Genomic DNA, 24,876 nt, shown 5'->3' on the forward strand with positions numbered 1-24,876 from the left:
CGATGGACGAGGACGAGTTCGACGCGCTGTACAACGCGTCGTACCGCCGCCTGTGTGCTCAGCTGTATGCCATGATCGGCGACTTCGACGAGGCGGCCGAGTGCGTCCAGGAGGCCTTCGCCCGCGCCTGGGCCCACCGGCGCAAGATGTCCTCGGTCGACTACCCCGAAGCCTGGGTCCGCACCACCGCCTACCGCCTCGCCGTCGGCCGCTGGCGCCGCAAGAAGTACGCCGGCCGAGCCGCCGACAGGGCCGTCGGTGCCCGCACGGAGATGCCCGCGATCGACGAGTCCCACGTGGCTCTCGTCGCCGCCCTGAGGCAGCTCCCCGAGGCTCAGCGCCAGGCCATCGTCCTGCACCACATCGCCGACCTGCCGGTCCATCAGGTGGCCGTCGAGGTCGGCGCGCCCACCGGCACCGTCAAAGCCCGCCTGGCTCGCGGACGAGCCGCCCTGGCGGAGCTCCTCGCCGAGGAAAATCCCGGCGCCGGCGCCGTCTGGAAGGAGGCCTGAGATGAGTGACCCGATCTCGCGTCTGGACCAGTTCCGCGCCGACGCTCCCGGAGCACCGATCAACTCCGCCGCCGAGGCACGACGGCGGGGTGACCAGATCCGGCGACGGACCCGCGCCGCCGTCACCGCCGGCGTGGCGGCCGTGGCCGCCGTCGTCGCCGGCCCGGTGATCTTCCTCTCCACCGGCCTCGGCGACCGGGGCATCGACCCCGCACCGGCCACGAGCGACAGCGCGGTCGCCTCCAGCCCGTCGGCCTCCGACCTCACCCGCGCCAACCTGCCGACCGAGGACGACCTCGTCGCAGACGACCCCTACCCGGCATGGACCCAGGAGCAGACCTACGACGGAGAGGGCACCAACGCCTACAACGACTGCCTGACCGAGTCGCTGGGTGACGCGGGTGCGCAGGCGACGTTCCGCCGCGACTTCGTCGCAAAACCCGGGGAGGAGATGGCTGACGCGGCAGGCACGCTGAACGCCGTCGTCGCCGAGTTCGACTCGCCCGACGAGGCCGAGAAGGTGAGCGTCGACCTCTCCGACGCCGCGATCTCGTGCCCCGGCGTGAAGGGAGCCGAGCTGGCCGGCACGCTCCCGGTCGAGGGCGGCGTCATCTCGAGCGGCAGCATCGACGTGGTGACGTACCAGCCCGACGACCCGGACATGAACGCGGTCTGGGAGACCGCGACGGCCGTCGTGGCCGCAGACGACCGGGTGCTGGTGATGACCCGCAAGCGTGGCGTGCAGGACTACGTCTCGCCCACCACCCTGCAGACCTCGGCCGTCAACGCGGCTTACCGGATGGTCGGCGCCACGCCCCCGCGCGCCCCGTCCACCGACCCGACGGCGACCGGACCCCCGACGGAGGACGTCCTCGGCGACGCCAACCTGGTCGCGGCCGACGAGCTACCGGCGCTGGACCGATTCGAGAGCGCCCTCGGCTGGAACGGCTACACCCCCACCCCGGACGTGCCCACGCTGGCCTGCCAGAAGGAGTGGCTCTCCTCGCTCGGTGCCACCGCGAAGGTGGCGACCGACTACCGCTGGGACACCGACCGCGCGATGGTCGGCCAGGTCCACGTGGCGGTGCTGGAGTTCGCCGACGAGGATGCCGCCGGTGCTGCGTACAACGAGGTCATGGAGTGGATGGAGGTCTGCCCGGCCAACAAGCTCGGGGTCGACCCGACCGTCACCTCGCTGCCGATCGACGTCAGCGACGATCTCGACGCCGGGCCGAAGCGTGCGGCACGGTCGCAGGCGACGTACCCCGGCCTGGACGGCGGGGACAGCACCTGGTTCGAGACCGAGCTGGTCGCCGAGTACGAGACGCGGCTCGTCCTGGTCGGCTACGGCGAGCTCGCCGGCCCCTGTCCTCCGAGCACCGGCGACAAGAACGACCCGTGCTACCAGCCCGACCAGCCCGACTCCTGGCCCGACCGGATCCTCGCGATCGAGAAGGCGGCGGTCACCGCCGGCATCAGCGACTTGCGCTGAGTCTTCCGGACGACCGGTCTTCCGGAAGAGTATGATGGTGGTATGAGCACTCCGAAGGTGCGTAAGACAATCACCCTCGACCCCGACCTCGTCGCTGAGTTCGAGGGCGATCCAGCCGCACTCTCCGCGACGGTGAATGCAGTGCTCCGGGCCGAGAAACAGCGACGTGAAGACCAGGCGGCGCTTGCTACGCACGTCGCCGATCTGGTGGAGGCGTATGGCGAGCCCGATCCCGAGACCCGCGCGACGGTGGCAGCGGTCTTCGACTCGGTCCGCGCCGACGGTTCCGCCGACAACAGCGGCCGGATGTCGGCGTGAGCCTGATCCTCGACTCAGAGGCGATCTCGCGGCTCGTCGCAGCGGGCGGAAGCCATGTTGGAACAAGGGAAGAGCGGTTCCAGCAACCGGGGACGGATCCCGGCAAGGTCCTGGTCGCGGCGCTTCAGGAGGCCGTTAAGCGGAAGTTGCCGGTGGCGACGACGGCGGCAGTTCTCTCCGAGCAGTACCGAACCAGCCACGCTGCAGCGGTGAACTCGTTCCTCGGCCGCAATCGGCACATCAAGGTTGTCGCCACCGACGAGAGGCTGGCCCCGATCGTTGGGCGCATCCTGTCCCGCGCACGGCGAGGATCTGCCGACCATATCGACGCAACCGTCGTCGCCACCGCTGGGTTGAGCTCGAGCGCCGGAGCGGTCATCGCCACCAGCGATCCCGATGACATCGAGCACCTCCTCGACGCCTCTGGATTCCCGAGGATCGGGGTCATCTCGCTGACCTGAGCGCCGCCCGCGGCGTCAGCCCGGGTACGACGCCGCCGCACGCGCGGTGCGCAACGCCTCGGCCCACCAAGCGAGCTGCTCGAGCATCGCCTTGGCGTAGACGGGCGAGTCCGGATCGCTGGGCCTGCCCTCCTCGTCGAGGCGCTCCCAGTAGCGGGGGAAGGCGAGGCGCGCTTGGATCGGGTGGGCGTGCAGCTCGGTGAGCACGTTCTCCAGGTGCAGGGCGGCATGACGGCCGCCACTGTCTCCGCCGTAGGAGACCAGCGCGACCGGCTTGGCCTGCCACTGGGTGAAGTGCCAGTCCAGGGCCGATTTCAACGAGGCCGGATAGCTGTGGTTGTACTCGGGCGTGACGATGACGAAGCCGTCGGCGGCCTCGAGGGCCGCGGTGAGGTCGCTCTGACCGTCGGGTCGGGGGTAGTCGGCGCCGGCGGCCTTCGGCGACTCGGCGGGCAGGGACAGCGGGATCTCGTGGTCGGCCAGGTCGATCAGCTCGACGTCGAGACCGCCGTACGCCTCGGCCTGCTCGGCCATCCACGAGCCGAAGATCGGGCCGCCGCGGCCTTCCCGGACGCTGGCGAGGATGACTGCGATACGTAGTGGTTCGTTCATGTCATCCAGACTCACGTGGATCAGCGGGCGCCGGGAGACCGAGCCGAGGCTGGCCCCGCCAGGGCCACCCTGAGCACTCTGCCGCACCGTACGCTTGAGGCCATGCCTGCCAACCCGGGAGCCCTCGGCTCGTTCATCAGAGACCGCCGGGACCAGACCACGCCGGAGAGCGTCGGTCTTCCGGTCGGCGTACGCCGCCGGGCCCCCGGGCTGCGCCGCTCCGAGCTGGCCACGCTGGCCGGGATCAGCGTCGAATACCTGGTCCGGATCGAGCAGGGCCGTGACCGCCACCCCTCGCCCCAGGTCCTGCGGGCCATCGGTGACGCGCTCCGCCTCGACGCCGCCGCCCACGAACACCTGCGCGCCCTGGCGATGGCCTCGAGCGGGCAGTGCATGGGGCCGTACTCCACCGGGCGCGACGTACGCCCCGGCGCCCGCGCCGTGGTGGAGCAGTTCGAGCCGGGGCTGGCGGTGCTCACCAACCGGCTCGGCGACCTGCTCGCCCACACCTCCGGGTTCGACGCGCTCGCCCGGCCGCTCGGCCTGCTGGACCAGGCGGAGCCCAACCTGACCAGGTACGTCTTCCTCGACCCGCGCGCCCGCGAGGCGTTCCCCGACTGGGACCGGGTGGCCGACGACAGGGTCACCAATCTCTACCGCGGACCGACCGCCGGCGCCTCACGCCGGCTCGTCGAGGCCATCTCGGAGCAAGCGGGACCGGAGTTCACCGGCCGGCTGAACCGCCACGAGCAGCCCCACGGCGGGGTGTGGCGCTGGCGGCACCCCGAGGCCGGCGAGCTCAGGTTCGAGGTCGAGGAGCTCGATCTCCCGGCCGCCGACAACCAGCAGATCCTGGTGCTGATGCCGGCCGACGACGCCACCGCCGAGTCCCTCGATGCGATGCGGCGCCGCCGCTCCGGCGCCCTGCGCGCGGTCTGACCGCGGCCCGGTCCGCCGGTCAGCTCGACGGGATGTACAGCTTGAATCCGGGCGGCAGCTTGTCGGGCAACCGGGAGCCGTTGAACATCCGCAGCTCCTCCTCGGTGATGCGGAACTTCTTGGCGACGCTCGCGTAGGTGTCGCCGGCGACGGTCGTGTAGACCGTCTCCCCGGTGCCAGGTTGAGGCTTCGGCTTGGGCTTGGGCTTGTCGGCCTTGGCCGGGATCTCGATCGTCGTGCCGGCCAGCAGCTTGGTCGGGTCCTCGTAGCCGTTGTGCGCCATCAGCTCCTCGGCGGTGACGCCGAACTTCTTGGCGATACCGACGAACGTGTCACCGGCGACGACCCGGTACTTCTTCAGCTTCGGCTTCGCCGCCGGAATCTTGATCTCGCTCCCCGCCAGCAGCTTGGTGGGATCCTCGTAGCCGTTGTGGGCCATCAGCTCGGCCACCTCGACGCCGAACTTCTTGGCGATGCCAGAGAAGGTGTCACCGGCCACCACGGTGTAGGTCTTCTCGGCCGGCTTCGCGGGCCGGCTCACCACGAGCTTGGCCCCCGCCCGGATCCTGGCGGGGTCGGCGATCTGGTTCCAGGTCGCGAGGTCATCGACCTCGACGCCGTACTTTTCGGCGATGCCGGAGAGGGTCTCCCCCGGCTGGACGGTGTGGGTCTTCCGGGCCGTCTCCGCCTGCGCCACGCTCAGACTCACGCTCGGGGTCTGCGCCGCCGCGGCTGGAGCCAAACCAGTGCCCATCGACGCGAACGAAGCCGAAGCCCCGATGACGATCGCACCCGAGATCAACCGCCTCATTCTCTTGGCCATAGCCGCACACTAATCCGTCCAGAACGTCGAGCGCGCGCATTCGGGCCAAGTCGCGCAGAGACACGACCGCCCGTTCTCGCGAGCGAGAGCAGCGGTCTCGGACGGCGTCTTGCCGACCTTGACCCCGGCGGCCGACAACCAGCAGATCCAGGTCGTGATGCCGGCCGACGAGGCCACCGCCGAGTCTCTCGACACGATGCGGCGCCGTCGCTCGGGTGCGCTGCGCGCGATCTGAAATTCCCCCTCGAGGGAGGCAACCTTCCCAGCGTCGAAGGCGTATCCCCTGCGAATGTAAAAACATCCAGGACGGGAGCGGCTATGGACGAGCAGGAGTTCGACGACTTCTACGTCGCCGGCTTCGCCCGGCTCACCGGTCAGATCTACGCGATGATCGGGGACCGGGACGAAGCCGAGGAGTGCGTCCAGGAAGCCTTCATCCGGGCCTGGGCGAACCGGCGGCACCTCGAGTTGGCCAACCATCCCGAGGCCTGGGTGCGCACCACCGCGTATCGGCTGGCGGTAAGCCGTTGGCGCCGGTTGAAGCTGGGGCGGCGACCGGCAGACAGAGCGGTTGCCCCGGCGGTCTCGGCTCCGCCACCCGACGAGAACCGGGTGGCGTTGATCAGAGCGCTCAATGAGCTGCCTGATGCCCAACGCCGCGCGCTGGTGCTGCACCACATCTGCGATCTGCCGGTGCAGCAGATAGCCGAGGAGACCGGCGTGCCCGCGGGGACCGTCAAGGCCCGGCTGTCCCGGGGACGAGTCGCCCTCGCCGCCCTGCTCGAATCTCGCGCCGACGGCATCCAGGGAGGAGCAACCCATGCGTGACCCGATCAAGGACCTGGAGTCCTACACCCCCGACGAGCCTGGCGTGCGTCCGCTGCCACCTGCCGAGGTACGCCGGCTCGGCATCCGGATGCGACGTCGTCGCCGTGCACTCCTGGCCGGCACCTCGCTAGCCGCCGTGATAGCGATCACCGTGCCGTTCGCATTCGCCGCACTGGACCGCGACTCCGCCGATCCCGTGCCGACCCGGCCGTCACCGTCAATGCCCACACCGAGCCGAGCACAGGACCCCGATGCGACCGGCGAGACCAGGTGGCGTACCGAGATCCCCGAGGACTTCGCGCTTCTCGCCGGGATCGTGAACGACCCCGAGGGATCGTCGCCGACGATCTCCAGGAGCCAGGACGGAGTCAGCGTCGAGCTGTGCGGCGAGACCCCGTGGCCGGCGCAGTCGATCGATCGCCTGGCCGGTGAGGATCCCGCGCTCGACCACCACTACCGGCGCGAGCTGCTGCTCTTCGACACCGCTGCCAAGGCCAAGCAGGCGTTGGCTCACGTGCGGAACGCGCTCGCGAGTTGCCCCAACGACGTCATCACCGACGGTCCGGTTCCGGGCGCTGAGCTCGCAACCGAGAACAAGTCCTACCCCGACGAGTCTCCTCGCGCCGATGAGACGGTCACCTGGACCAACGCCTTCACAGACGCCAGCATCGGGACCGACGTCTTCCAGTTCGTACGGGTGGGCAACGCGGTCGCCGCGACGCGTGAGAGCAGCGAGTCGAACAAGGATGGAGTCGCTCAGCAGGTCCCGATGGTGTCCGAGGCGTCGGTCCACCTGGTCGACCAGATGTGCATCTTCTCCGCCGACCCGTGCAGCTCCACCCCCGCCACGGACTCGGGCGATGGTGCCAGCGCGGGCACGTCCGACGGCCTCATCGACGAGACCAACCTGGTGACCGCGGACAAGCTGCCGCCGGTGGACAAGAATCCCTGGCAGCAGGTGGGATCACAGTCGATTCCGACGCTGACCTGTCAGGGCGGATGGCTCTCCGGCCTGGACCCGGCTGACATGGAGAGTCGGGAGTTCCGGATCCACGCGGCGTCTGCGGACGCCGACCTGGGCCGGATCAACGCCGCGGTGCTCGCCTTCGGCGACAAGCGCTCGGCCACCGTTGCGTACGACACCGCTCTGGGGTGGCTGGAGGACTGCCCGGCTACGCACGCGGAGTCCGAGGTGACGATCGAGAAGGCAGCGAAGGCCGTGACTGTGACGACGTCACCCGATGTCTCCCCGGTGGAGCGCGCCCACCAGTCACGGGTGATCTGGCAGCCTCCCGACTTCTGCCCCGAGGGCTGTGACGCTGCCCTCTTCGAGGTGGCCACCATTGCCCAAGTCGGCTCCCGCGTGGTGTTCGTCAGCCATGCCGAGCTCGCCGGACCGTGCCCGCCCTCGAGCGACTGCGACGACCCCGCCTCGGAGCGGTCTTGGCTGGACCGGGTGCGGACGACCAACGAACGCGTCGTCGGCGCGGCCGTCTGGGACCTGCACTGACGAACGAACGACGGCCCCCACCCGAACGGGTGGGGGCCGTCGTACGGCTCGGTCTCAGAGGGACTGCAGGATCTCGCGAGCGAGAGCAGCGGTCTCGGACGGCGTCTTGCCGACCTTGACCCCGGCGGCCTCGAGGGCCTCCTTCTTCGCCTGCGCGGTGCCGGCGGAGCCGGACACGATCGCACCGGCGTGACCCATGGTCTTACCCTCCGGCGCGGTGAAGCCGGCGACGTAGCCGACGACAGGCTTGGAGATGTTCTCCTTGATGTAGGCCGCTGCCCGCTCCTCGGCGTCGCCACCGATCTCACCGATCATGACGATGAGCTTGGTCTCGTCGTCCTTCTCGAACGCCTCGAGGGCGTCGATGTGGGTGGTGCCGATGATCGGGTCACCGCCGATACCGATGGCGGTGGAGAAGCCGAAGTCCTTCAGCTCGTACATCATCTGGTAGGTCAGCGTGCCCGACTTGGAGACGAGACCGACCGGGCCCTTGCCGGTGATGGTGTGCGGGGTGATGCCGGCCAGCGACTCGCCCGGCGTGATGATGCCGGGGCAGTTCGGGCCGATCATCCGGGTGGCCTTGCCCTGCAGGTAGGACCACACCTCGGCGGTGTCCTGGACCGGAACGCCCTCGGTGATGACCACGATCAGCGGCATCTCGGCGTCGATGGCCTCGATCGCGGCGGCCTTGGTGAAGGCCGGCGGCACGAAGAGCACCGACACGTTGGCGCCGGTCTCCTTCATCGCCTCCTCGACGGTGCCGAAGACCGGGAGGGTGACGTCCTTGCCCTCGTGGTCCTTGTGGGTGACCGTGGTGCCGGCCTTGCGGGCGTTGACGCCACCGACGATCTGGGCGCCCGAGTCGAGCATCAGGGCGGTGTGCTTCGCACCCATGCCGCCGGTGATGCCCTGGACGATGACCTTGCTGTCCTTGTTGAGGTAGATGCTCATGTTTCTCTCTCCTGACCTCAGGCGTTGGCCAGCTCGGCGGCCTTGTCGGCGCCGCCGTCCATGGTGTCGACGATGGTGACCAGCGGGTGGTTGGCCTCGCTGAGGATCTGGCGGCCCAGGTCCACGTTGTTGCCGTCCAGACGCACGACGAGCGGCTTGGTCGCCTCGTTGCCGAGGATGTCCAGCGCGCCGACGATGCCCTTGGCGACCTCGTCACACGCGGTGATGCCACCGAAGACGTTCACGAACACGGACTTGACCTGCTCGTCGTTCAGGATGACGTCGAGACCGTCGGCCATGACCTGCGCGTTGGCGCCGCCACCGATGTCGAGGAAGTTGGCGGGCTTCACGCCGCCGTGAGCCTCACCGGCGTAGGCGACGACGTCGAGGGTCGACATGACCAGACCCGCGCCGTTGCCGATGATGCCGACCTGGCCGTCGAGCTTGACGTAGTTGAGGCCCTTGTCCTTGGCCTTGGCCTCGAGCGGGTCCTCCTCGTCACGGATGACGAACTGCTCGTGGTCCTCGTGACGAATCTCGGAGGCGTTGTCGTCCAGCGACACCTTGCCGTCCAGGGCCTCCAGCTTGTCGCCCTCCAGGCGAGCCAGCGGGTTGACCTCGACGAGCGTCGCGTCCTCCTCGGTGAACACCGTGTAGAGGCTCTGGATCATCGACACGGCCTGCTCGAAGACGGGCTCCGGGAAGCCGCACTCGGTCGCGATCTCGCGCGCCTTGGCCTCGTCGACGCCCTTGCCGGGGTCGATACCGATCTGCTTCACGGCGTCGGGGTTGGTCTTGGCGACCTCCTCGATCTCCACACCACCCTCGACGGACGCGATGCAGAGGTACTGCCGGTTCGACCGGTCCAGCAGGAAGGAGAAGTAGTACTCCTCCACCGGCGGGGTCGCCGGGGTGATCAGCACCCGGTTGACCTTCAGCCCCTTGATCTCCATTCCGAGGATGTTCGAGGCGTGCTCGAACGCCTCATCCGCGGTCTTGGCCAGCTTCACGCCGCCGGCCTTGCCGCGGCCACCGGCCTTGACCTGCGCCTTGACGACGCAGAAGCCGATCTCCTCGGCGGCCTTCCTGGCTTCCTCAGCCGTCTCGACGACGACACCTTCGGTCACGGCGACGCCGTGCTTGGCGAAGAGCTTCTTCGCCTGGTACTCCATGAGATCCACTGATCCACCTGGTCTGTGTGTTGCGGTACGAGGCGGCGTACCGCATGGATCAGCGGTCGACGTCCTCGTCTTCAGATGTGTCCGTCCTGCACCCTAGACCCCGCTACGGCCCGGTTACGAGCCCAGGGGCCACGACGTGACGCATGCCACTTGCGGGGTGAGAGGCCGGACACACCGGACATATACCAACAGATCGGCAACCTCGGGTAACAGCGCGTGGCCCTGGGCGGCAGACCGCGTCTGACCCCGTACGACGCAGCCCATCGCCCGAGGATCGCCTCGTTTCGATACCGCATCGGGGCGCAAATACACCGAAGACACGCGTTTCGAGTGACACGAAGACTCCGCAATCGAGTTCCGAATCTGGCGAAAATGCGCAGATCAGCCACTGATTCGGCTATCGGCGAAGGTGAAATCAGCGAAACGGGCGTGCCACATTTCTTGACCGTGCCCTCCGGTCCGTTACAGTCATGGCTCGCCGTCTGAACCCCGAGCAGCGGAGATATGAACTGATGGGCAACCACCGAGCCGACGTCACCAGTGACAGTCCGCGTTCGGTCACCCCTTCCCCCGGAGCAACCACGAGCAGCAGCTACGTCGGGAAGCGGCGCGCAGCGCCGGCGACCGACAGCCCTGCCTCCAGGCCTGCCCCGCGAGCGACCGGATCGACCTCCTACGTCGGGAAGCGGCGCGCCGCGCCGTCCCCCGCCGTCGGGACCGCGACACCGTCCCCCGCCCCTGAAGCTTCTGAAGAGCCGGTCGCCAAGGCCCGGCCCAACCGGGTGGTCCTCGAGCAGACCGGCAAGATGCCGGTCGTCGGGTCCCCCCGCAACGACGAGGCCCTCGACGGCCGCATCTCGACAGGTGAGCTGCGCGCTCTCGTCGAGGGCGACGGCGGCCCCGCATTCCCGGCCTCGTTCCCGACGACGACTCCGGCCCGGCCGATCGTGCCGGTCCAGCGCCGGGCGACCCAGATCGACCCGGTCCTGGCCGACCTGCTCTCCTCGATGGGCATCGACCCGGACAAGGTGACCCCCGAGGTGCTAGAGGACCTCGGTGTCGGAGGCATGACGACCTCCGAGCTCACGATGTTCCTCACCCAGCCGACCAAGCCCGCGCCGACGAAGTCCACGTCGCACAAGGCGGTCTCGACCAAGACCCCGCCGCGCGGTGTTCCGGCCGCCCCGGTCGTTCCGCCTGCTCCCGCGCCGGTGCTTCCCGAGCCCGTGGCCCCGGCTGCGCCGGTTGCGCCCGAGCCGAGCTTCCAGGCACCCGAGCCGACGCACACCCCGAAGCCGCTGCGGATGGCCAACACGTTCGCGCCGCTGACCGGCAAGGTCCGCGCCGTGCGCCAGGCCCGCCAGATCCCCGCTCCCCCCATGGCCCCGCCGGCTCCGGCCTATGAGCCGGAGGTCAAGGAGCCCCGCGGGTTCCAGGAGGCGTTCGACGCGCCGCCGACGTCGTTCAAGATCGACACCACCTCGTTCCCGGCCCCGCCGGTCTCCCTGCCGCGGCAGATCGACTTCGACTCGATGGCGATCGACCTCCCGGCCGAGCCCTACGCCGTCGACGCTCCCTACTACGCGGAGCCGCAGGCTGACGAGGCGTACTACCAGGACGACTACTCCGAGTCCTACTTCCGCGCCGAGACCGGCAGCATCGACCTGCCGAGCATCAGCGAGATCGCGACCTACCGGCCCGAGCTGCACGAGCTCCCGGCGGTCGAGACCACCGGCACGATGGTCGGCATCGGCGGCCCCACCCGGCCGCGCACCCGCCGTGCCGCGGCCGCGGCCGCAGGTGGCCGTCCCACGGTCCCGCTGACCGCCGGCGCCGCCGCTCTCGCCGCCGCCATCGGTGGCATCGCGCTGACCGGCGGTCCGACGATGGTCGCCGCCGACGACGTACGCCTCGTCGGAGCCACCGCGCTCGGTGGCGACAGCGACATGGTGGTCGTCGGTGACCGCTCCGCGACCGTCACCCGCAACGACGAGCGCTCCGAGGCCGACACCGCGGCGAGCACCCGCGAGAAGGCGCTCCAGGGCGTCGACGTCCAGGCCGACAAGCAGGACAAGTTCCTCAAGTCCAACATGTGGGAGCTGCCGATCCCGGCGGGCGTCTACCGCATCACCGGCACCTTCGGCTCCTCGGGCTCCAACTGGTCCAGCACCCACACGGGTCTTGACTTCGCGGCCCCTTACGGCACCCCGATCCACGCGATCGCCCGCGGCACGGTCACCGAGACCGCCTGGGGCGGGGCGTACGGAAACCGGACGATCATCACCCTCGAGGACGGCACCGAGATCTGGTACTGCCACCAGAGCGACTACGGCGTCTCCGTCGGCCAGACGGTCTCCCCCGGTGAGGTCATCGGCTACGTCGGCTCGACCGGCAACTCCACCGGCAACCACCTCCACGTCGAGGTCCGCCCCGGTGGTGGTGACGCCGTCGACCCCGACGCCGCCCTCAACGAACACGGCGTAGACCCGACCTGACGCGCACAGCGCGTCAGGTCGGCACGGAGCTGAGTCGGCGCAACTGCACGCCTTGGAGCGAAGCGAAGCAAGCGAGGCGTGCGGTTGCGCCGACTCGGCGTACCCCGTGGAGCAGCCGCCGTGGCGACAGCGTCGGCCGTGAGCCTTCAGCCGCCCCGAGTCACAGCTTCTCGACCGGCGCGTAACGCAGCAACAGCCGCTTGACCCCGGTGTCGCCGAAGTCGATGCTCGCGACCTGCTTGTCGCCCGAGCCCTCGATGGTGACGACGGTGCCGAGGCCGAAGGAGTCGTGGGTGACCCGGTCACCCGGATCGAGCGAGGGGACCTCGCGGGCGGGCTTCGACTTGGCAGCGGCGTCGGCGCGCAGGGCGGCCGAGGAGAAGTTGCGGCGACCGGCGGCCGTGGGCTGGCCGAGTCGCTGGCCACCACCCCAGCTGTCGTTGGCGAAGTTGGGGCGGCCCCACGAGGACATCTCCTTCTCCGTACGCCGCCAGTCGACCAGGTCGACCGGGAGCTCGTCGAGGAAACGGCTGCCGGGGTTGTGCGAGGGCGCGCCCCACGCGGACCGGACGACGGCTCGCGAGATGAAGAGCTTCTTCTCGGCGCGGGTGATGCCGACGTAGGCCAGTCGACGCTCCTCCTCGAGCTCGGCGCCGTCGCCGAGGGCGCGGGAGTGCGGGAAGACGCCGTCCTCCATGCCGGTGAGGAAGACCGCGGGGAACTCCAGGCCCTTGGCGGTGTGGAGCGTCATCAGGGTGACCACGCCGTCCTCGTCGTCGGGGATCTGGTCGGTGTCGGCGACCAGGGCGACCCGCTCCAGGAAGTCGGCCAGTCCGGGCTCGACCGTGCCCGCGTCGACGTCGGCCGGGTCGGCGCTCGGGGCCGCGACGGGGTCGTCGGAGAACTCTCGGGCGACGGCGACGAGCTCGGCGAGGTTCTCCACGCGAGTCTCGTCCTGCGGGTCGTCGGACTCCTCCAGCGAGGCGAGGTAGCCCGACCGGTCGAGCACGGTCTCCAGAATGACGTCGGCCCGTTCGCCGGCGTCGACCATCTGCAGCAGCTCCTCGACCATCGCGACGAAGGCCTTGATGTTGGTCAGGCTGCGGGTGGCCATGCCGGGGGCGTCCTCGGCCTTCTGCAGCGCCTCCCAGAAGGTCAGGCCGTCGCGCTCGGCCAGCGCGTTGACGCAGGCCACGGCACGGTCGCCAATGCCTCGCTTGGGGGTGTTGAGGATCCGTCGGAGCGAGACCTGGTCGTCGGGGTTGGCCAGGGTGCGCAGGTAGGCCAACGCGTCGCGCACCTCCTTGCGCTCGTAGAAGCGCACCCCGCCGACGACCTTGTAGGGCTGGCCGGTGCGGATGAACACCTCCTCGAAGACACGCGACTGGGCGTTGGTGCGGTAGAAGACGGCGACGTCGGCCGCCTTGAGCCCACCGTCGACGAGCTTGTCGATCTCGTCGGAGACGAAGCGGGCCTCGTCACGCTCGTCGTCGGCGACGTAGCCGACGATGCGGTCGCCGTTGCCGGCGTCGCTCCACAGGGCCTTCTCCTTGCGGCCCTTGTTGTGCTTGATGACCGCGTTGGCGGCGGTGAGGATCGTCTGCGTGGAGCGGTAGTTCTGCTCCAGCAGGATCGTGGTCGCGTTGGGGAAGTCCTGCTCGAAGTCGAGGATGTTGCGGATGTTGGCGCCGCGGAAGGCGTAGATCGACTGGTCGGCGTCACCGACCACCATCAGCTCGGCCGGCTGTGCCCGATTTGCGCCCTCCGGGCGCGCGGCCCCCGGGGCGTCCTCGCCGTAGGAGTCGGTCAGCGCGGTGTCGTCCATCCGGTCGGCACAGAGCTCGTGGACCAGGGCGTACTGGGCGTGGTTGGTGTCCTGGTATTCGTCGACCAGCACGTGGCGGAACCGGCGCCGGTAGACCTCGCGCACCTCGGGGTAGGCCCTGAAGAGCTCGACGGTCGACATGATCAGGTCGTCGAAGTCGAGGGCGTTCGCCTGCCGCAGGCGCTTCTGATACTCCTTGTAGGCCGCGACGTAGGTCTGCTCGAGGTGGTTGCGGGCGTCCTTCTCGGCGGCCTCGACGTCGCGCAGCTCGTTCTTCTGGTCGCTGACCCAGTTGAGCACCTGGCCGGGCTGGTAGTGGCGCGGGTCCAGGTCGAGGTCGCTGAGCACCAGCTGCATCAGCCGCTTCTGGTCCTGGGCGTCGTAGATCGAGAAGTTGGACTTCAGCCCCACCTTGTCGATCTCCTTGCGGAGGATCCGCACGCAGGCGCTGTGGAACGTGGAGACCCACATGATCCGGGCGCGCTTGCCGACCAGGGCCTCGACGCGCTCCTTCATCTCGGCCGCGGCCTTGTTGGTGAAGGTGATCGCCAGGATGCTGCCCGGGTGGGCGCCGCGCTGGGAGATCAGCCACGCGATCCGCCGGGTCAGCACCCGGGTCTTGCCCGATCCCGCGCCCGCGACGACCAGGAGGGGCGCCCCCTGGTGCTGGACGGCCGCCTTCTGGGGCTCGTTGAGCCCGTCGAGGAGCTCCTCGGCGCTCGGGCCACGCCGTTTCGTGCGCGGCTCGTCGGCCGGTTGCGCCGAGGCGAAGGCCTCGAGGCCCGGGATGGTGGCAACAGGGGTCTGATCAGGCGTACTCATGCTGGCTCCAGCCTAGGGGCTGGCACCGACAAGTCGCGGGTCGGCGGGCCCGTGAGGGCGTCAGGAAGCGACGTGCGCGGAGGACCAGAAGACCGCGACGCAGACGTTGATGATCGTCAGGCCGAAGATCGTCCAGTAGAGGCCGTCGGAGATCTTGGGCTTGCGCAGCTGCGACATCACCAGGCCGAGGATGACCAGGCCGATCACGAGCTTCACACCGACCTTGGCGTGGTTGACCGGATCGTCGCCCATCTCGAGGACGCCGACGAGCAGCAGACCCGCGAGGAACGCGGTGCCGGAGCCGTCGCGCATGAGGCCGTTGGACACCTTGTCAGGCGCCTTGATCTGCACCAGCAGACCGCCGAAGAGCGCGGCGAAGCCGAGCAGGTGAATGACGAGCAGGATGTGCCGCACGATCTCCATGGGCAAAGACTAGAGCCCCCGCCTCGGCGCCCACCAAGCGGTATCGCTTCGACACGTTTTCGAACGATCACACGATTTTGATCACATTCGCCTTGGGGAATTCCGATGCGTCTGCCTACTCTCACCGTGACCGCCACCATCGCTCTCGGCTCCGCAAGGAGGATTCTGACGTGTCATCACCCAATCCGACCCTGCCTGCAGGCAGATCCCGACCGCTCGACCAGGTTCGCCAGTCCATCCGCTTCGACGTACCTGCCTCGCTGGTCGTCTTCCTCGTCGCCGTGCCGCTCTCGCTCGGCATCGCCGTCGCCTCCGGTGCGCCTGTCGCCGCAGGCCTGATCGCCGCTGCCGCAGGCGGCATCGTCGCCGGCCTCTTCGGCGGCTCCCCACTGCAGGTCAGCGGCCCGGCCGCCGGCCTCACCGTCGTCGTCGCCGAGACGGTGGCCGAGTTCGGGTGGGAGGCGACCTGTGCGATCACGGTGATGGCCGGGCTCCTCCAGGTCGTGCTCGGCGCCACCCGGCTCGGGCGCTACGCGCTGGCGATCTCCCCGACCGTCGTCAGCGCGATGCTCGCCGCGATCGGGATCTCGATCGTCCTCGGCCAGCTCAACGTCGCCCTCGGCGGCCGCTCCCAGCCCAGCGCATTCGAGAATCTCAAGCACATCGTCTCCAACGCGCAGGGGCCCAACATCCACGCCGTCCTGGCCGGGCTCGGGGTGATCGGCATCCTGCTCGCCTGGCCGCGGCTCCCGCAGCGGATCCGCGCGGTGCCCGGCCAGCTCGTGGCCATCGTCGCGCTCACCCTGCTCGCCGCGGCGTGGCTGCCCGGCGCCGAGCGCGTCCATCTCGGTGGTGACCTGCTCGACGAGATCGGCTCGGTCGCGCTGCCGGAGGGCACCCCGCTCGCGGTGGCCGGCGCGGTGCTCACCGTCGCCCTGATCGCGAGCGTCGAGAGCCTGCTCTCGGCGGTCGCCGTGGACAAGCTGCACGGCGGACAGCGCAGCAACCTCAACCGCGAGCTCATCGGTCAGGGGCTGGCCAACACCGCCTCCGGTGCGCTCGGCGGCCTCCCCGTCACCGGTGTCATCGTGCGCAGCTCGACCAACGTCGCCGCCGGCGCCCGCACCCGGGTCTCCGCGATCCTGCACGGCGTCTGGGTGCTCGTCTTCTCCCTCGTCCTCGTCGGGCTGGTGGAGCAGATCCCCCTCGCCGCCCTGGCCGGGCTGCTGATCATGATGGGCACCGGCCTGGTCCGGCCCGCCGACATCTCCCAGGCGCACGCCCGCGGCGAGCTCTGGATCTACGCCCTCACCATCGCGGGCGTGCTCGCGCTCAACCTGATCGAGGGTGTCCTGATCGGCCTGGTCGCGGCTCTGGTCCTGGTGCTGTGGCGCCTCGTCCGCGTGCGGATCGACGTACACCAGGCAGGCCAGGCCGCCGACGGCCGCGAGAAGTGGCTGGTCGAGGTGCACGGCAGTCTGTCGTTCCTGGCGACGCCGACCCTGGTCAGCCGGCTGGACGCGATCCCGGAGGGTCAGCTCGTCGAGCTCGACCTCCTCGTCGACTACCTCGACCCGGCCGGGCGCGACCAGCTCGACCACTGGCGTGCTCGCTACGAAGCCGGCGGCGGGACGGTGCTCGTGGAGCACTCCGGTCCGCACGGCGTCGAGGCGCCCCGCCAGGAGCGTGCGCTGAAGGCACCTCCGATCAGCCCGCGGGGACTGCTGCCGTGGGGCGCCTGGCAGGAAGTACGCGCCGACCGCAGCGACCAGCACCACCCGCTGGCCCTGGGGGTCCGGGAGTACCACCGCCGGCACGCCGCCCCGCTGCGGCCGGTCTACGAAGGGCTCGCCGATGGCCAGGAGCCGCACGCGGTCTTCCTGACCTGCGTCGACTCCCGCGTCGTGCCCAATCTGATCACGTCCAGCGGCCCGGGCGACCTGCTCACGGTCCGCACCATGGGCAACCTCGTGCCCGAGCCGGGCAGCACGGACAGCTCGGTCGCCGCACCGATGCTGTTCGGCGTGGACGATCTCGGCATCAACACCGTCGTCGTCTGCGGCCACTCGCGCTGCGGGGCGATCACGTCGGCGCTGGAGACCACCCGCGCCGGTACGGTCGCCGCGGGGCCGGTCGGTGACTGGCTGCGCCACGCAGCCCCGGCGATCCATGAGTGGCAGGCCGGGCATCCGGTCGGCCTCGCCGCTGCCGCCGCCGGCCGGAGCGAGGTCGACCAGGTCTCCCAGGTCAACGTCGCGGTGATGATCGACCGGCTCGGGGAGATCCTGGCAGGCCGCGACGTACGTCTCGTGGGCCTGTTCCTGGACATCTCCGACGGCACGATGCAGATCCTGCGTGCCGACGGGTTCACGACCCTGACCGACGCGGAGACCGACGAGCTCGCCCACCTGATGGAGGCCAGGCCGCCGGAGCCTGCGTGAGCTAGAGCAGGCGGCGGTCGTTGGCCCAGCGAGTGAGCTCGTGACGGCTCGACAGCTGCAGCTTGCGCAGCACGTTGGACATGTGGGTCTCGACCGTCTTGATCGAGATGAACAGCTCGCCGGCGACCTCCTTGTAGGAGTAGCCACGGGCGATGAGGCGCATCACCTCGCGCTCTCGTTCGGTCAGTCGGTCGAGATCCTCGTCGATGTCGGCGATGGCGATGGTGCCGGCGAAGGCGTCGAGCACGAAGCCGGCCAGGCGCGGCGAGAAGACCGCGTCTCCTCCGGAGACCCGCTGGATCGCGGCGACCAGCTCGGCGCCGGTGATGGTCTTGGTGACGTAGCCCCGGGCACCGCCGCGGATGGTGCCGATCACGTCCTCGGCCGCGTCGGAGACCGACAGCGCCAGGTAGCGCGGCGAGCCGTCGACGGCCGGTGCCTTGCGCATCACCTCGACACCGCCGCCACCGGGCAGGTGTACGTCGAGCAGCACCACGTCGGGCTTGCCCTCGGCGATCGCCTTGACCGCGGTGTCGACGTCCTCGGCCTCCCCGACGATCCGGATCACCGGCGACCGGCTCAGCTCGGCACGTACGCCGGTGCGGAACATCGCGTGGTCGTCGACGATGACGACCTTGACCTCACTCATGGTTGCTCTCCATCCGCGGCTGCTTCAGCCGCACCTCGGTGCCCTCTCCCGGAGACGATCTCACCACAGCGCTGCCGCCGTGGCGTGACATCCGGTCGATGATGCTGTCGCGTACGCCGTGTCGGTCCGCGGAGACCTCGTCCACGACGAAGCCTGCACCACGGTCGCGGACGAAGACCTCGAAGGCCTCGTCGGTCGCCTCCGCGTAGACGTCGACCCGTCCGGTGCCGGCGTGCTTGGCGGCGTTGGTGACGGCCTCGCGGGTGGCGGCGACGATGGGGCGTACGGTCTCGTCGAAGGGGCCGTCGCCGACGACCACTACGTCGACGGTCACGCCGTGGGCGTCCTCGACCTCGGCGGAGGCGGCCTTCAGCGCGGCCGCGAAGGTCTCGTCGGCCTGCGCCGGGGTCGAGAAGAGCCACTCCCGCAGGTCGCGCTCCTGGGCGCGGGCGAGCTTCTGCACCATCGCCGGATCGCCGGAGTTGCGCTGGATCAGGGCGAGGGTCTGGAGGACGGAGTCGTGCAGGTGCGCGGCCATGTCGGCACGCTCCTGGGTGCGGATCCGCTCCTCGCGCTCGCTGCCCAGGTCGCTGGCGAGCTGGCGCATCCACGGACCGGCGACGAGGAAACCAGCGGCGAGCACGATCAGGCCGGCGATGATCAGTCCGGTGGCGTTGCCGAGGTCGAGCTGGCCGCCCGCGAGGATCACCGCGAAGAGCATCAGCCCGACGCCGACCCCGACCCGGAGATAGGCCCGCCAGCCACCCTTGCCGAAGACCATCTGGACCAGGTCGAGGCGGCTGGTGCCGTCGATCCAGCGCTCGCGCTGGGCGGCGTCGGCCTGGCGCCACAGCAGAGCGACGCCGGCGACGCCGAGCATCGCCGGCCAGATCAGCGCACCGGCACCGAGCACCGTGTCGAAGAGCACGACCGCGCCGAACCCGAGCGCGAGCAGCGCGATCGCCGGGCCTTTGTCGACGCCTCCGGGACGGGAGGAGGGCCGGCGGCCGCCGCGGGTCGCGCTCTCGCCGCCCGGGGTGGACTGCTCCAGGTGAGGAGCGGCCGGAATGAAGATCCACAGCGCGGCGTAGAGCAGCACGCCGAAGCCGCTGAACACCGCGGTGACGACGAAGAACGCACGCACGGCCAGCACCGGCAGGCCGAGGTGCTCGGCCAGGCCGGCCGCCACGCCGCCGATCACCGAGGCGTCGGTGTCGCGGTAGGCGCGGCGTACCGCCGGGGGCGGTGCCGGCAGCTCCGTCGTCGCATGGGTTGTCGTCATGATGACAACCATCGTCACACCAACCGTGGGCGCGTGCCATGAGGATTCACCCTGATCCTGGCGCGTCGAGAACTCAGGGCCGTCCCTGATGGTCTGCGGGGTGCGGAGGAGACAGAGTAGGGGTTGTGACGATCCCGCCCGAGGCGCCGCTGCCGCCCACCCCGGAGCCGCCACCGCCTGCCTCCGAGGCGCGCACCCGCCCCAGCGGCGAGCAGCTGCGCAACCTCAGTGGCCTGCGGCGTACGACCCATGCCTCCCCGGAGGGGCGGCACATCGCCGGCGTCGCGGGTGGGATCGCACGCCACTTCGACGTCGACCCGCTGCTGGTGCGGGTGATCCTGGTGGTGGCGGTGTTCTTCGGCGGCTCCGGCGGAATCGTGTACGTCGCCGCCTGGCTGCTGGTGCCCGAGGAGGGCGCCGAGGACGGGATGATCCCGGTCGGGCCGCCCGCCCGCAACCTGCTGCTCTGGATCGCCGGCGGCATCGCGGCGATCTCCCTGCTCGGCGACGCGTTCGGCGACACCAGCGTTCCCTGGTTCTGGCTCGCCGTGCTCGCGGTCGTCGCGCTCTGGTACGCCAACCGCGGCAAGTGGAGCCGCAAGCGCGGGGGACCTCCCCCGCCCCCGGCGGCATCGCCGAGCACGTCTCCCGCAACCGCTCGGATGGACGTTTCCGCAGCTCAGACGCGTCTTCTACCCGCGCCCTGGCCGCCCGGTTCCTACGATCCCAACGCGCCCCTGACCCGGACCGGCCGCCGGCGACCGCCGCTGCTGTTCGGCCGGGCCATCGCGGTCGCCGCTCTGGTCGTGGGTGTCCTCGGGCTCGTCGACGTCGCCGACTGGATGCCGGTCCCGACCAGTGCCTACCCGGCGGCGCTGCTGGCCGTCTTCGGTGGCTTCCTGGTGCTCGGCGCCTTCTGGGGCCGGGCCGGCGGGCTGATCTTCCTCGGGCTGCTGGCCCTGGCCGCGCTGCCGCTGACGATGATCGACCTGTCGAACATCGAGACCGGCAGCAGCGTCGAGATCCACCCGCGAAGCGTCGCTGCCCTGGAGACCTCCTACGTGGTCGACGCGGGTGCGATCGTCGTGGACCTGAGCGCCATCGACCCGAAGACGCTCGACGGCCGCGACCTCGAGATCACCAGCTCGTTCGGCGAGATCACCGTGATCGTCCCCGACGACGCCACCGTCTCGGTCGAGGCCACGATGGGCGCCCTGGGCGAGGCGCAGATCTTCGACGAGACCCGCAGCGACATCGGCGGGTTCGCCCTGACCCGGAGCCATGTCGCCGGGGAGGAAGGCAGCGAGCCCGGCCTCGCCGACGATGCCGACCTCCACCTCACCACCACGGCGGACCTCGGCGCGATCAACGTCTACGAGGAGAGCGACCCGAGAGCCGTACGCTTCATCGAGACGCCGGAGCGGAGGACCCCATGACCCACGACTACGCCTCGCCGCCCCGCTTCGAGGACCAGGCTCAGCCGCCCCGGCGCACCGGTCGTCATCCGGTCAACATCGGCCACCTGGTCATGGGCCTGGTCTTCCTCGTCTTCGTCGTCGTCTGGGCGCTGATCGTGACCGGCACGGTGCACATCGACACCGTCGAGGACCTCCGCTGGCTCCTTCCGCTCCCCTGGATCGTCGGCGGCTCCATCGGCCTGCTCGCCGCGCTCCTCCGGAAGAGCTGACCTCATGGCGCCGCGATGTCGATCGACTTCTCCCTGAACTTGACGGCGATCCTCGACCGGAAGGCGCTCTTGGTGACCTTGTGCGACGTGATCAGCGACATCGCGTTGCGCATCATCAGGTCCCGGCGGGTCTGAGGCACGAACATCGCCAACCCGTCCGTACGCCCCGAGCGCTGTTGCACCTCGATGAAGGGGCGCAGGCGCTGCTCCCACTCCCGCAGCGCCCGGGCAGTGTTGCCGGGGTTGCGGGCGAGCGTCGTGCCGAGCAGGTCCGCTCCGGAGATGGCGGTCGAGGCGCCCATCCCGGAGTAGAGCGTCAGGCACCAGGCCGCGTCGCCGACCAGGACCACGCGGTCGGTGTGCCAGGACGGCATCACCACCTGGTGGACCGAGTCGAACAGGCTGTCCTCGGCTGCCTCGAACTGGCTGAAGAGGTGCTCCAGGATCGGGCCGGGATCCTCCCCGAAGGCGGCGCGGATCCTGTCGACGGGCTTGCCGTGGAACTCGGCGTCTTCGTCGTCGGTCCGGTAGGAGAACATCACGGTCGGGGTGTGGTCGGCGAAGCCGAACACCCACACCGAACGGCCCTCCTCGGCGAGGATGAGACCGTCGGACGGGTTGAAGCCCGGCACCTGCTCCTTGAGGAGAGCGACGCCGATGATGTGGTTCAGGGGCCGCATCATCTCCTCGTCCGGACCGAAGACGAGGCGGCGTACGGTCGAGCGGAGCCCGTCGGTCCCCACGACCAGATCGAAGCGCTCGGTGCTCTCCCCGGCCTCGGAGTGCAGCGTCACGTGGACTCCGTCGGCGTGCTCGTCGATGGTGACGGGGCTGGTGCCGTAGCGGATCTCGGTCGTCTCCACGACCTGGTCGTAGAGAGCGGCTTCGATGTCGCCGCGCAGGATGAGGCGTGGCTCGCCGGGCAGGTCGCCATAGCCCATCCCCGGGCGACGCCTCGTCCCTGACCGGTCGATGTTGTAGGTCATCCCGTCCTGGTCCGTACGGTTCCCGATCGCGTCGAGCACGCCCATCCGCTGCGCGGTCGCGCGCCCGGTCTCGAACAGCCCGACGAAGTAGCCCGCGGCTCTACGGTCCGGGGCACGCTCCACGATCACCGGCTCCCAGCCGATCTCGCGCATACGCATTGCCGTGGCCAGTCCGGCGATGCCCATCCCGACGATCAGGACGCGTGGTGTGGTCATGTCATCCATCTCCTCTTTAAACGGAGGTTGTTTCTCCGGTTAGTTCGATCGTAGCATTAACCGGAGATCTGTCCTCCGTTTTGTTACGATGCCGGCATGAGTACGCCACCGCCCCAAGCCACGCGGCCACTGCGCGCCGACGCCGAGCGCAACCGCCAGCGGCTCATCGCCGCCGCCCAGGAGCTCTTCGCGACCCGGGGCATCGACGTCACCCTCGACGACGTCGCCCGCCATGCCGGCGTCGGCGTCGGCACCGTCTACCGCCGCTTCGCCAACCGCGACGAGCTCATCGAGGCTGTGCTCACGGGAGCCGTACGCCGCCTCGCGGACCATGCCGAGAAGGCACTGACCAACCCCGACCCCTGGGGCGGTTTCGAGGAGTTCTTCCTCGCCGCGACCCGGGACTTCGCCGAGAACCGCGGGCTCCGCGAGCTGGTCCTCGAGCGCCACCGCGGCACCGCGGACGCCTTCGTGGATGTACGGAACGGATTCAAGCCCGCCACGACCGCGCTCATCAGCCGTGCCCAGCAGGCCGGCGAGCTCCGGGACGATCTCGAGTCCGTCGACTTCCCGCTCATCCAGCTCATGCTCGGCGCGATCACCCACCACACCAGGGACGTCGCTCCTGAGCTGTGGCAGCGCTACGTCACGCTCATGCTCGACGGGCTGCGTACTCGGCGGGACGCACCTACGCCCTTCGCGGCTCCGGCGATCACCGACGAGCAGTTCGATCGGGCGCTCACGTAGGGGGTTCCGGCGCTGTCCTTCCCCGCTGGGTGTTTCTTCTTGGTTGGCGTGGGCTGGTGGTCGAGCTTGTGGAGACCACCCTCTTTACGGGGCTGTTGCTTCGCGGTTGGTGTGGGCCGCCGACCCGTTCTCGAGGGTCTCTCGATCTGGACCGGCGTCAAGGACGGCCTTCGGCCGCCGGCTTCGCAGGCCGCTTCGCGGTCCTGGACTCCGGACCAGATCGAGAAAAACTTGGCTGGCTATCGGGGCGGCGGCCCGGGTCTGGCCGCGGGAAAGTCTTGCCTGAGACAGGTGGTGTTCGTGGGGTGGAAGAGGTGGCCCTTCGGGCCACTTACCATCCACAAGGACGAGGCCGTTCGCTGACCGCGAAAAAGGCACTTGACTAGGGAAAATAGATAGTCAGAGAGGTGGTTGGCGCGTAGAATCAGGGCCATCACAGCACACCTCTGAAGGGGAGGATGGCGATGAGTCTCGGGCGCGACATCGACCACTGGGGCACCAACCCCGGCGATGCGATCGACGCCGCCCTGGTCGCCATCGAGTCCGCCCTCCACGACCTCCTCGCCACCGACCCGTCTTATTGGCGCATCGGGCAGAAGAAGGACCTGCTCGAACGGTTGGAGAAGCTCCAAGCCCAACAGACCGCGTTGAAGCTGCGGGTGCTCGCTGCTGCTGGTGATATCGCCGAAGAGACCGGGGCCAAGGACGCCTCCGGGTGGCTGCGGACCGAGCTGCTGGTCGACAAGGCGGTCGCCCGGTCCCAGATCAAGCTCGCCGCCGGGGTCGCGAAGTACGACCTGATCGCCGCCGGTCTGGCGGAGGGGGTGGTGTCGCAGGACAAGGCCCGGGTGATCACCCAGGCCCTCGACGCGATCGAGGCCGACCCCGCCACCAGCGGCGAAGACCTGGTCCTGGCCGAGAAACTGCTGGCCGAGAAGCTGCTGGTCGAGTACGCGACCCGGTTGACCGCGAACGAGATCAAGATCATCGGCAAACGGATCCTGGCCGAGATCGACCCCGAACGATTCGAGCAGGCTGAGGCCAAGGCGCTCCAGCGTGAGGAAGAACGGGCGCAGCGGAGCACCTTCTTCTCCTCCCGCGACAACGGCGACGGCACCATCGACATCCACGCCCGGGTCTCCCGCGCGGTCGGGGTCCGGTTGCGGACGCTCTTGGACTCCCTGGCCCAACCCAGGAAATGGTCGGCCGAGGACAAGGGCGTCAAAGCACCCTATGACCGGCTGCTGGGCCAGGCGTTCGCCCGGGTGATCGAGACCTACGACGTCGACCAGTTGCCCCGGCATGGTGGTCACGGGACCACGGTGTTCATCACCATGAGTGTGGAGGACCTCCGCAAGGACCTCGGCACCGCAGCCCTGGGTTTCGACGGAGAGAAGATCACCGCCGCCGAGGCCCGCCGGGTGGCCTGCAACGCCGACCTGATCCCCGTCGTGCTCGGCACCGATTCCGAGATCCTCGACCTCGGCCGCACCGCCCGGCTGGCGCATCCGATCCAACACCGAGCACTCCGGCTGAGAGACAAGTGTTGTCAGGCCGAAGACTGCGACGCCCCAGCAGCGTGGTGGCTGTCGCGATTTGAGTTGTCCCTGTCGGTGCCGGCCGGGCGAAGCCCGGCCCGGCTCAGCCGGTGGCCAGGCCGGTCTGGTGGAGTCGTC

At 69.6% G+C, this 24,876-nt stretch carries 23 protein-coding genes; 14 read left to right on the forward strand and 9 right to left on the reverse strand.

Features of this window, described 5'->3' with window-relative positions:
* Positions 1–2 precede the first annotated feature (2 nt).
* Genes ACIA03_RS24305 through ACIA03_RS24320 form a run of 4 tightly spaced genes read left to right on the forward strand, consistent with a single transcriptional unit; the run spans position 3 to position 2,783 of the window.
* Positions 3–512: a SigE family RNA polymerase sigma factor gene (locus ACIA03_RS24305; protein ID WP_396987325.1), complete on the forward strand. Its 510-nt coding sequence runs from the start codon at positions 3–5 to the stop codon at positions 510–512.
* 1 nt (position 513) lies between these two features.
* A complete protein-coding gene (locus tag ACIA03_RS24310) occupies positions 514–2,004 on the forward strand; it encodes a hypothetical protein (protein WP_396987327.1) in 1,491 nt (496 codons plus the stop codon).
* 42 nt (positions 2,005–2,046) lie between these two features.
* The gene (locus tag ACIA03_RS24315; RefSeq protein ID WP_396987329.1) at positions 2,047–2,322 is read left to right on the forward strand and encodes a hypothetical protein; all 276 of its coding nucleotides are present in this window, start codon (positions 2,047–2,049) and stop codon (positions 2,320–2,322) included.
* Entirely contained in the window at positions 2,319–2,783 is a 465-nt protein-coding gene (locus tag ACIA03_RS24320) for a hypothetical protein (RefSeq protein WP_396987331.1), read from the forward strand. The genes ACIA03_RS24315 and ACIA03_RS24320 overlap by 4 nt, the downstream gene beginning before the upstream one ends.
* Positions 2,784–2,798: 15 nt before the next feature.
* On the opposite strand, the gene ACIA03_RS24325 is transcribed toward ACIA03_RS24320, so the two are convergent.
* Positions 2,799–3,395, reverse strand: coding sequence for an NADPH-dependent FMN reductase (locus ACIA03_RS24325; protein ID WP_396987333.1), 597 nt, complete (start codon positions 3,393–3,395; stop codon positions 2,799–2,801).
* 102 nt (positions 3,396–3,497) lie between these two features.
* Here ACIA03_RS24325 and ACIA03_RS24330 point away from each other — a divergent pair, with 102 nt between their 5' ends.
* Positions 3,498–4,334, forward strand: coding sequence for a helix-turn-helix domain-containing protein (locus ACIA03_RS24330; protein WP_396987335.1), 837 nt, complete (start codon positions 3,498–3,500; stop codon positions 4,332–4,334).
* A gap of 19 nt (positions 4,335–4,353) precedes the next feature.
* Here the strand turns inward: ACIA03_RS24330 and ACIA03_RS24335 are convergent, their stop codons facing one another.
* Positions 4,354–5,043 carry a LysM peptidoglycan-binding domain-containing protein gene (locus ACIA03_RS24335; protein ID WP_396987337.1) on the reverse strand — a complete coding sequence of 230 codons (690 nt, stop codon included), beginning with the start codon at positions 5,041–5,043 and terminating at the stop codon, positions 4,354–4,356.
* Between the two features lie 223 nt (positions 5,044–5,266).
* Between ACIA03_RS24335 and ACIA03_RS24340 the strand changes: the two genes are divergently transcribed.
* The 3 genes from ACIA03_RS24340 (at position 5,267) to ACIA03_RS24350 (ending at position 7,495) form a co-directional block, all read left to right on the forward strand.
* The gene (locus ACIA03_RS24340) at positions 5,267–5,392 is read left to right on the forward strand and encodes a hypothetical protein (protein WP_396987339.1); all 126 of its coding nucleotides are present in this window, start codon (positions 5,267–5,269) and stop codon (positions 5,390–5,392) included.
* 83 nt (positions 5,393–5,475) lie between these two features.
* Positions 5,476–5,985 carry a SigE family RNA polymerase sigma factor gene (locus tag ACIA03_RS24345; protein WP_396987341.1) on the forward strand — a complete coding sequence of 170 codons (510 nt, stop codon included), beginning with the start codon at positions 5,476–5,478 and terminating at the stop codon, positions 5,983–5,985.
* Complete coding sequence (locus ACIA03_RS24350) at positions 5,978–7,495, forward strand: hypothetical protein (protein ID WP_396987343.1); 1,518 nt, start codon at positions 5,978–5,980, stop codon at positions 7,493–7,495. Before ACIA03_RS24345 ends, ACIA03_RS24350 begins: the two co-directional genes overlap by 8 nt.
* Before the next feature lie 54 nt (positions 7,496–7,549).
* On the opposite strand, the gene sucD is transcribed toward ACIA03_RS24350, so the two are convergent.
* On the reverse strand, positions 7,550–8,446 hold the full coding sequence (gene sucD, locus ACIA03_RS24355) for a succinate--CoA ligase subunit alpha (RefSeq protein WP_396987345.1): 897 nt from the start codon (positions 8,444–8,446) through the stop codon (positions 7,550–7,552).
* Positions 8,447–8,463: 17 nt separating this feature from the next.
* Positions 8,464–9,627, reverse strand: coding sequence for an ADP-forming succinate--CoA ligase subunit beta (sucC, locus tag ACIA03_RS24360; protein ID WP_396987347.1), 1,164 nt, complete (start codon positions 9,625–9,627; stop codon positions 8,464–8,466).
* A 470-nt stretch (positions 9,628–10,097) separates the two neighbouring features.
* Between sucC and ACIA03_RS24365 the strand changes: the two genes are divergently transcribed.
* A complete protein-coding gene (locus tag ACIA03_RS24365) occupies positions 10,098–12,122 on the forward strand; it encodes a peptidoglycan DD-metalloendopeptidase family protein (protein WP_396987349.1) in 2,025 nt (674 codons plus the stop codon).
* Between the two features lie 160 nt (positions 12,123–12,282).
* Here ACIA03_RS24365 and pcrA read toward each other — a convergent pair whose 3' ends face one another.
* Together pcrA and ACIA03_RS24375 are read right to left on the reverse strand one after the other, a co-directional pair.
* Positions 12,283–14,769, reverse strand: a complete 2,487-nt coding sequence (pcrA, locus tag ACIA03_RS24370) for a DNA helicase PcrA (RefSeq protein ID WP_396987351.1) — start codon at positions 14,767–14,769, stop codon at positions 12,283–12,285.
* Positions 14,770–14,829: 60 nt separating this feature from the next.
* Positions 14,830–15,192, reverse strand: coding sequence for a hypothetical protein (locus ACIA03_RS24375; RefSeq protein WP_141791876.1), 363 nt, complete (start codon positions 15,190–15,192; stop codon positions 14,830–14,832).
* Between the two features lie 170 nt (positions 15,193–15,362).
* On the opposite strand from ACIA03_RS24375, the gene ACIA03_RS24380 reads away from it, so the two are divergent.
* The gene (locus tag ACIA03_RS24380) at positions 15,363–17,633 is read left to right on the forward strand and encodes a SulP family inorganic anion transporter (protein WP_396987354.1); all 2,271 of its coding nucleotides are present in this window, start codon (positions 15,363–15,365) and stop codon (positions 17,631–17,633) included.
* 1 nt (position 17,634) lies between these two features.
* Here the strand turns inward: ACIA03_RS24380 and ACIA03_RS24385 are convergent, their stop codons facing one another.
* Positions 17,635–18,282 (reverse strand): response regulator transcription factor, encoded by a 648-nt coding sequence (locus ACIA03_RS24385; protein WP_091052906.1) that lies wholly within the window; start codon positions 18,280–18,282, stop codon positions 17,635–17,637.
* Positions 18,275–19,564, reverse strand: coding sequence for a PspC domain-containing protein (locus ACIA03_RS24390; protein ID WP_396987356.1), 1,290 nt, complete (start codon positions 19,562–19,564; stop codon positions 18,275–18,277). The genes ACIA03_RS24385 and ACIA03_RS24390 overlap by 8 nt, the downstream gene beginning before the upstream one ends.
* A 125-nt stretch (positions 19,565–19,689) precedes the next feature.
* Between ACIA03_RS24390 and ACIA03_RS24395 the strand changes: the two genes are divergently transcribed.
* Together ACIA03_RS24395 and ACIA03_RS24400 are read left to right on the forward strand one after the other, a co-directional pair.
* Positions 19,690–21,000, forward strand: coding sequence for a PspC domain-containing protein (locus ACIA03_RS24395; RefSeq protein WP_396987358.1), 1,311 nt, complete (start codon positions 19,690–19,692; stop codon positions 20,998–21,000).
* Complete coding sequence (locus ACIA03_RS24400; protein WP_396987359.1) at positions 20,997–21,251, forward strand: hypothetical protein; 255 nt, start codon at positions 20,997–20,999, stop codon at positions 21,249–21,251. The genes ACIA03_RS24395 and ACIA03_RS24400 overlap by 4 nt, the downstream gene beginning before the upstream one ends.
* Before the next feature lie 2 nt (positions 21,252–21,253).
* Here ACIA03_RS24400 and ACIA03_RS24405 read toward each other — a convergent pair whose 3' ends face one another.
* Positions 21,254–22,453, reverse strand: coding sequence for an FAD-dependent monooxygenase (locus tag ACIA03_RS24405; RefSeq protein ID WP_396987361.1), 1,200 nt, complete (start codon positions 22,451–22,453; stop codon positions 21,254–21,256).
* 96 nt (positions 22,454–22,549) lie between these two features.
* Here ACIA03_RS24405 and ACIA03_RS24410 point away from each other — a divergent pair, with 96 nt between their 5' ends.
* Positions 22,550–23,200 carry a TetR/AcrR family transcriptional regulator gene (locus ACIA03_RS24410; RefSeq protein ID WP_396987363.1) on the forward strand — a complete coding sequence of 217 codons (651 nt, stop codon included), beginning with the start codon at positions 22,550–22,552 and terminating at the stop codon, positions 23,198–23,200.
* Between the two features lie 464 nt (positions 23,201–23,664).
* Positions 23,665–24,876: DUF222 domain-containing protein (locus ACIA03_RS24415; RefSeq protein WP_396987365.1), on the forward strand; the 1,212-nt coding region annotated here is incomplete at its 3' end.

It is taken from the genome of Nocardioides sp. NPDC051685, from assembly GCF_044453405.1.
Lineage (GTDB): Bacteria > Actinomycetota > Actinomycetes > Propionibacteriales > Nocardioidaceae > Nocardioides.

Bases quoted from the DNA above. Each gene is read 5' to 3' on its own strand.
- ACIA03_RS24305 (WP_396987325.1), top strand. From the start codon at position 3: ATGGACGAGGACGAGTTCGACGCGCTGTACAACGCGTCGTACCGCCGC.
- ACIA03_RS24310 (WP_396987327.1), top strand. From the start codon at position 514: ATGAGTGACCCGATCTCGCGTCTGGACCAGTTCCGCGCCGACGCTCCC.
- ACIA03_RS24315 (WP_396987329.1), top strand. From the start codon at position 2,047: ATGAGCACTCCGAAGGTGCGTAAGACAATCACCCTCGACCCCGACCTC.
- ACIA03_RS24325 (WP_396987333.1), bottom strand. From the start codon at position 3,395: ATGAACGAACCACTACGTATCGCAGTCATCCTCGCCAGCGTCCGGGAA.
- ACIA03_RS24330 (WP_396987335.1), top strand. From the start codon at position 3,498: ATGCCTGCCAACCCGGGAGCCCTCGGCTCGTTCATCAGAGACCGCCGG.
- ACIA03_RS24345 (WP_396987341.1), top strand. From the start codon at position 5,476: ATGGACGAGCAGGAGTTCGACGACTTCTACGTCGCCGGCTTCGCCCGG.
- ACIA03_RS24350 (WP_396987343.1), top strand. From the start codon at position 5,978: ATGCGTGACCCGATCAAGGACCTGGAGTCCTACACCCCCGACGAGCCT.
- sucD (WP_396987345.1), bottom strand. From the start codon at position 8,446: ATGAGCATCTACCTCAACAAGGACAGCAAGGTCATCGTCCAGGGCATC.
- ACIA03_RS24365 (WP_396987349.1), top strand. From the start codon at position 10,098: ATGGCTCGCCGTCTGAACCCCGAGCAGCGGAGATATGAACTGATGGGC.
- pcrA (WP_396987351.1), bottom strand. From the start codon at position 14,769: ATGAGTACGCCTGATCAGACCCCTGTTGCCACCATCCCGGGCCTCGAG.
- ACIA03_RS24375 (WP_141791876.1), bottom strand. From the start codon at position 15,192: ATGGAGATCGTGCGGCACATCCTGCTCGTCATTCACCTGCTCGGCTTC.
- ACIA03_RS24385 (WP_091052906.1), bottom strand. From the start codon at position 18,282: ATGAGTGAGGTCAAGGTCGTCATCGTCGACGACCACGCGATGTTCCGC.
- ACIA03_RS24390 (WP_396987356.1), bottom strand. From the start codon at position 19,564: ATGACGACAACCCATGCGACGACGGAGCTGCCGGCACCGCCCCCGGCG.
- ACIA03_RS24400 (WP_396987359.1), top strand. From the start codon at position 20,997: ATGACCCACGACTACGCCTCGCCGCCCCGCTTCGAGGACCAGGCTCAG.
- ACIA03_RS24405 (WP_396987361.1), bottom strand. From the start codon at position 22,453: ATGACCACACCACGCGTCCTGATCGTCGGGATGGGCATCGCCGGACTG.
- ACIA03_RS24410 (WP_396987363.1), top strand. From the start codon at position 22,550: ATGAGTACGCCACCGCCCCAAGCCACGCGGCCACTGCGCGCCGACGCC.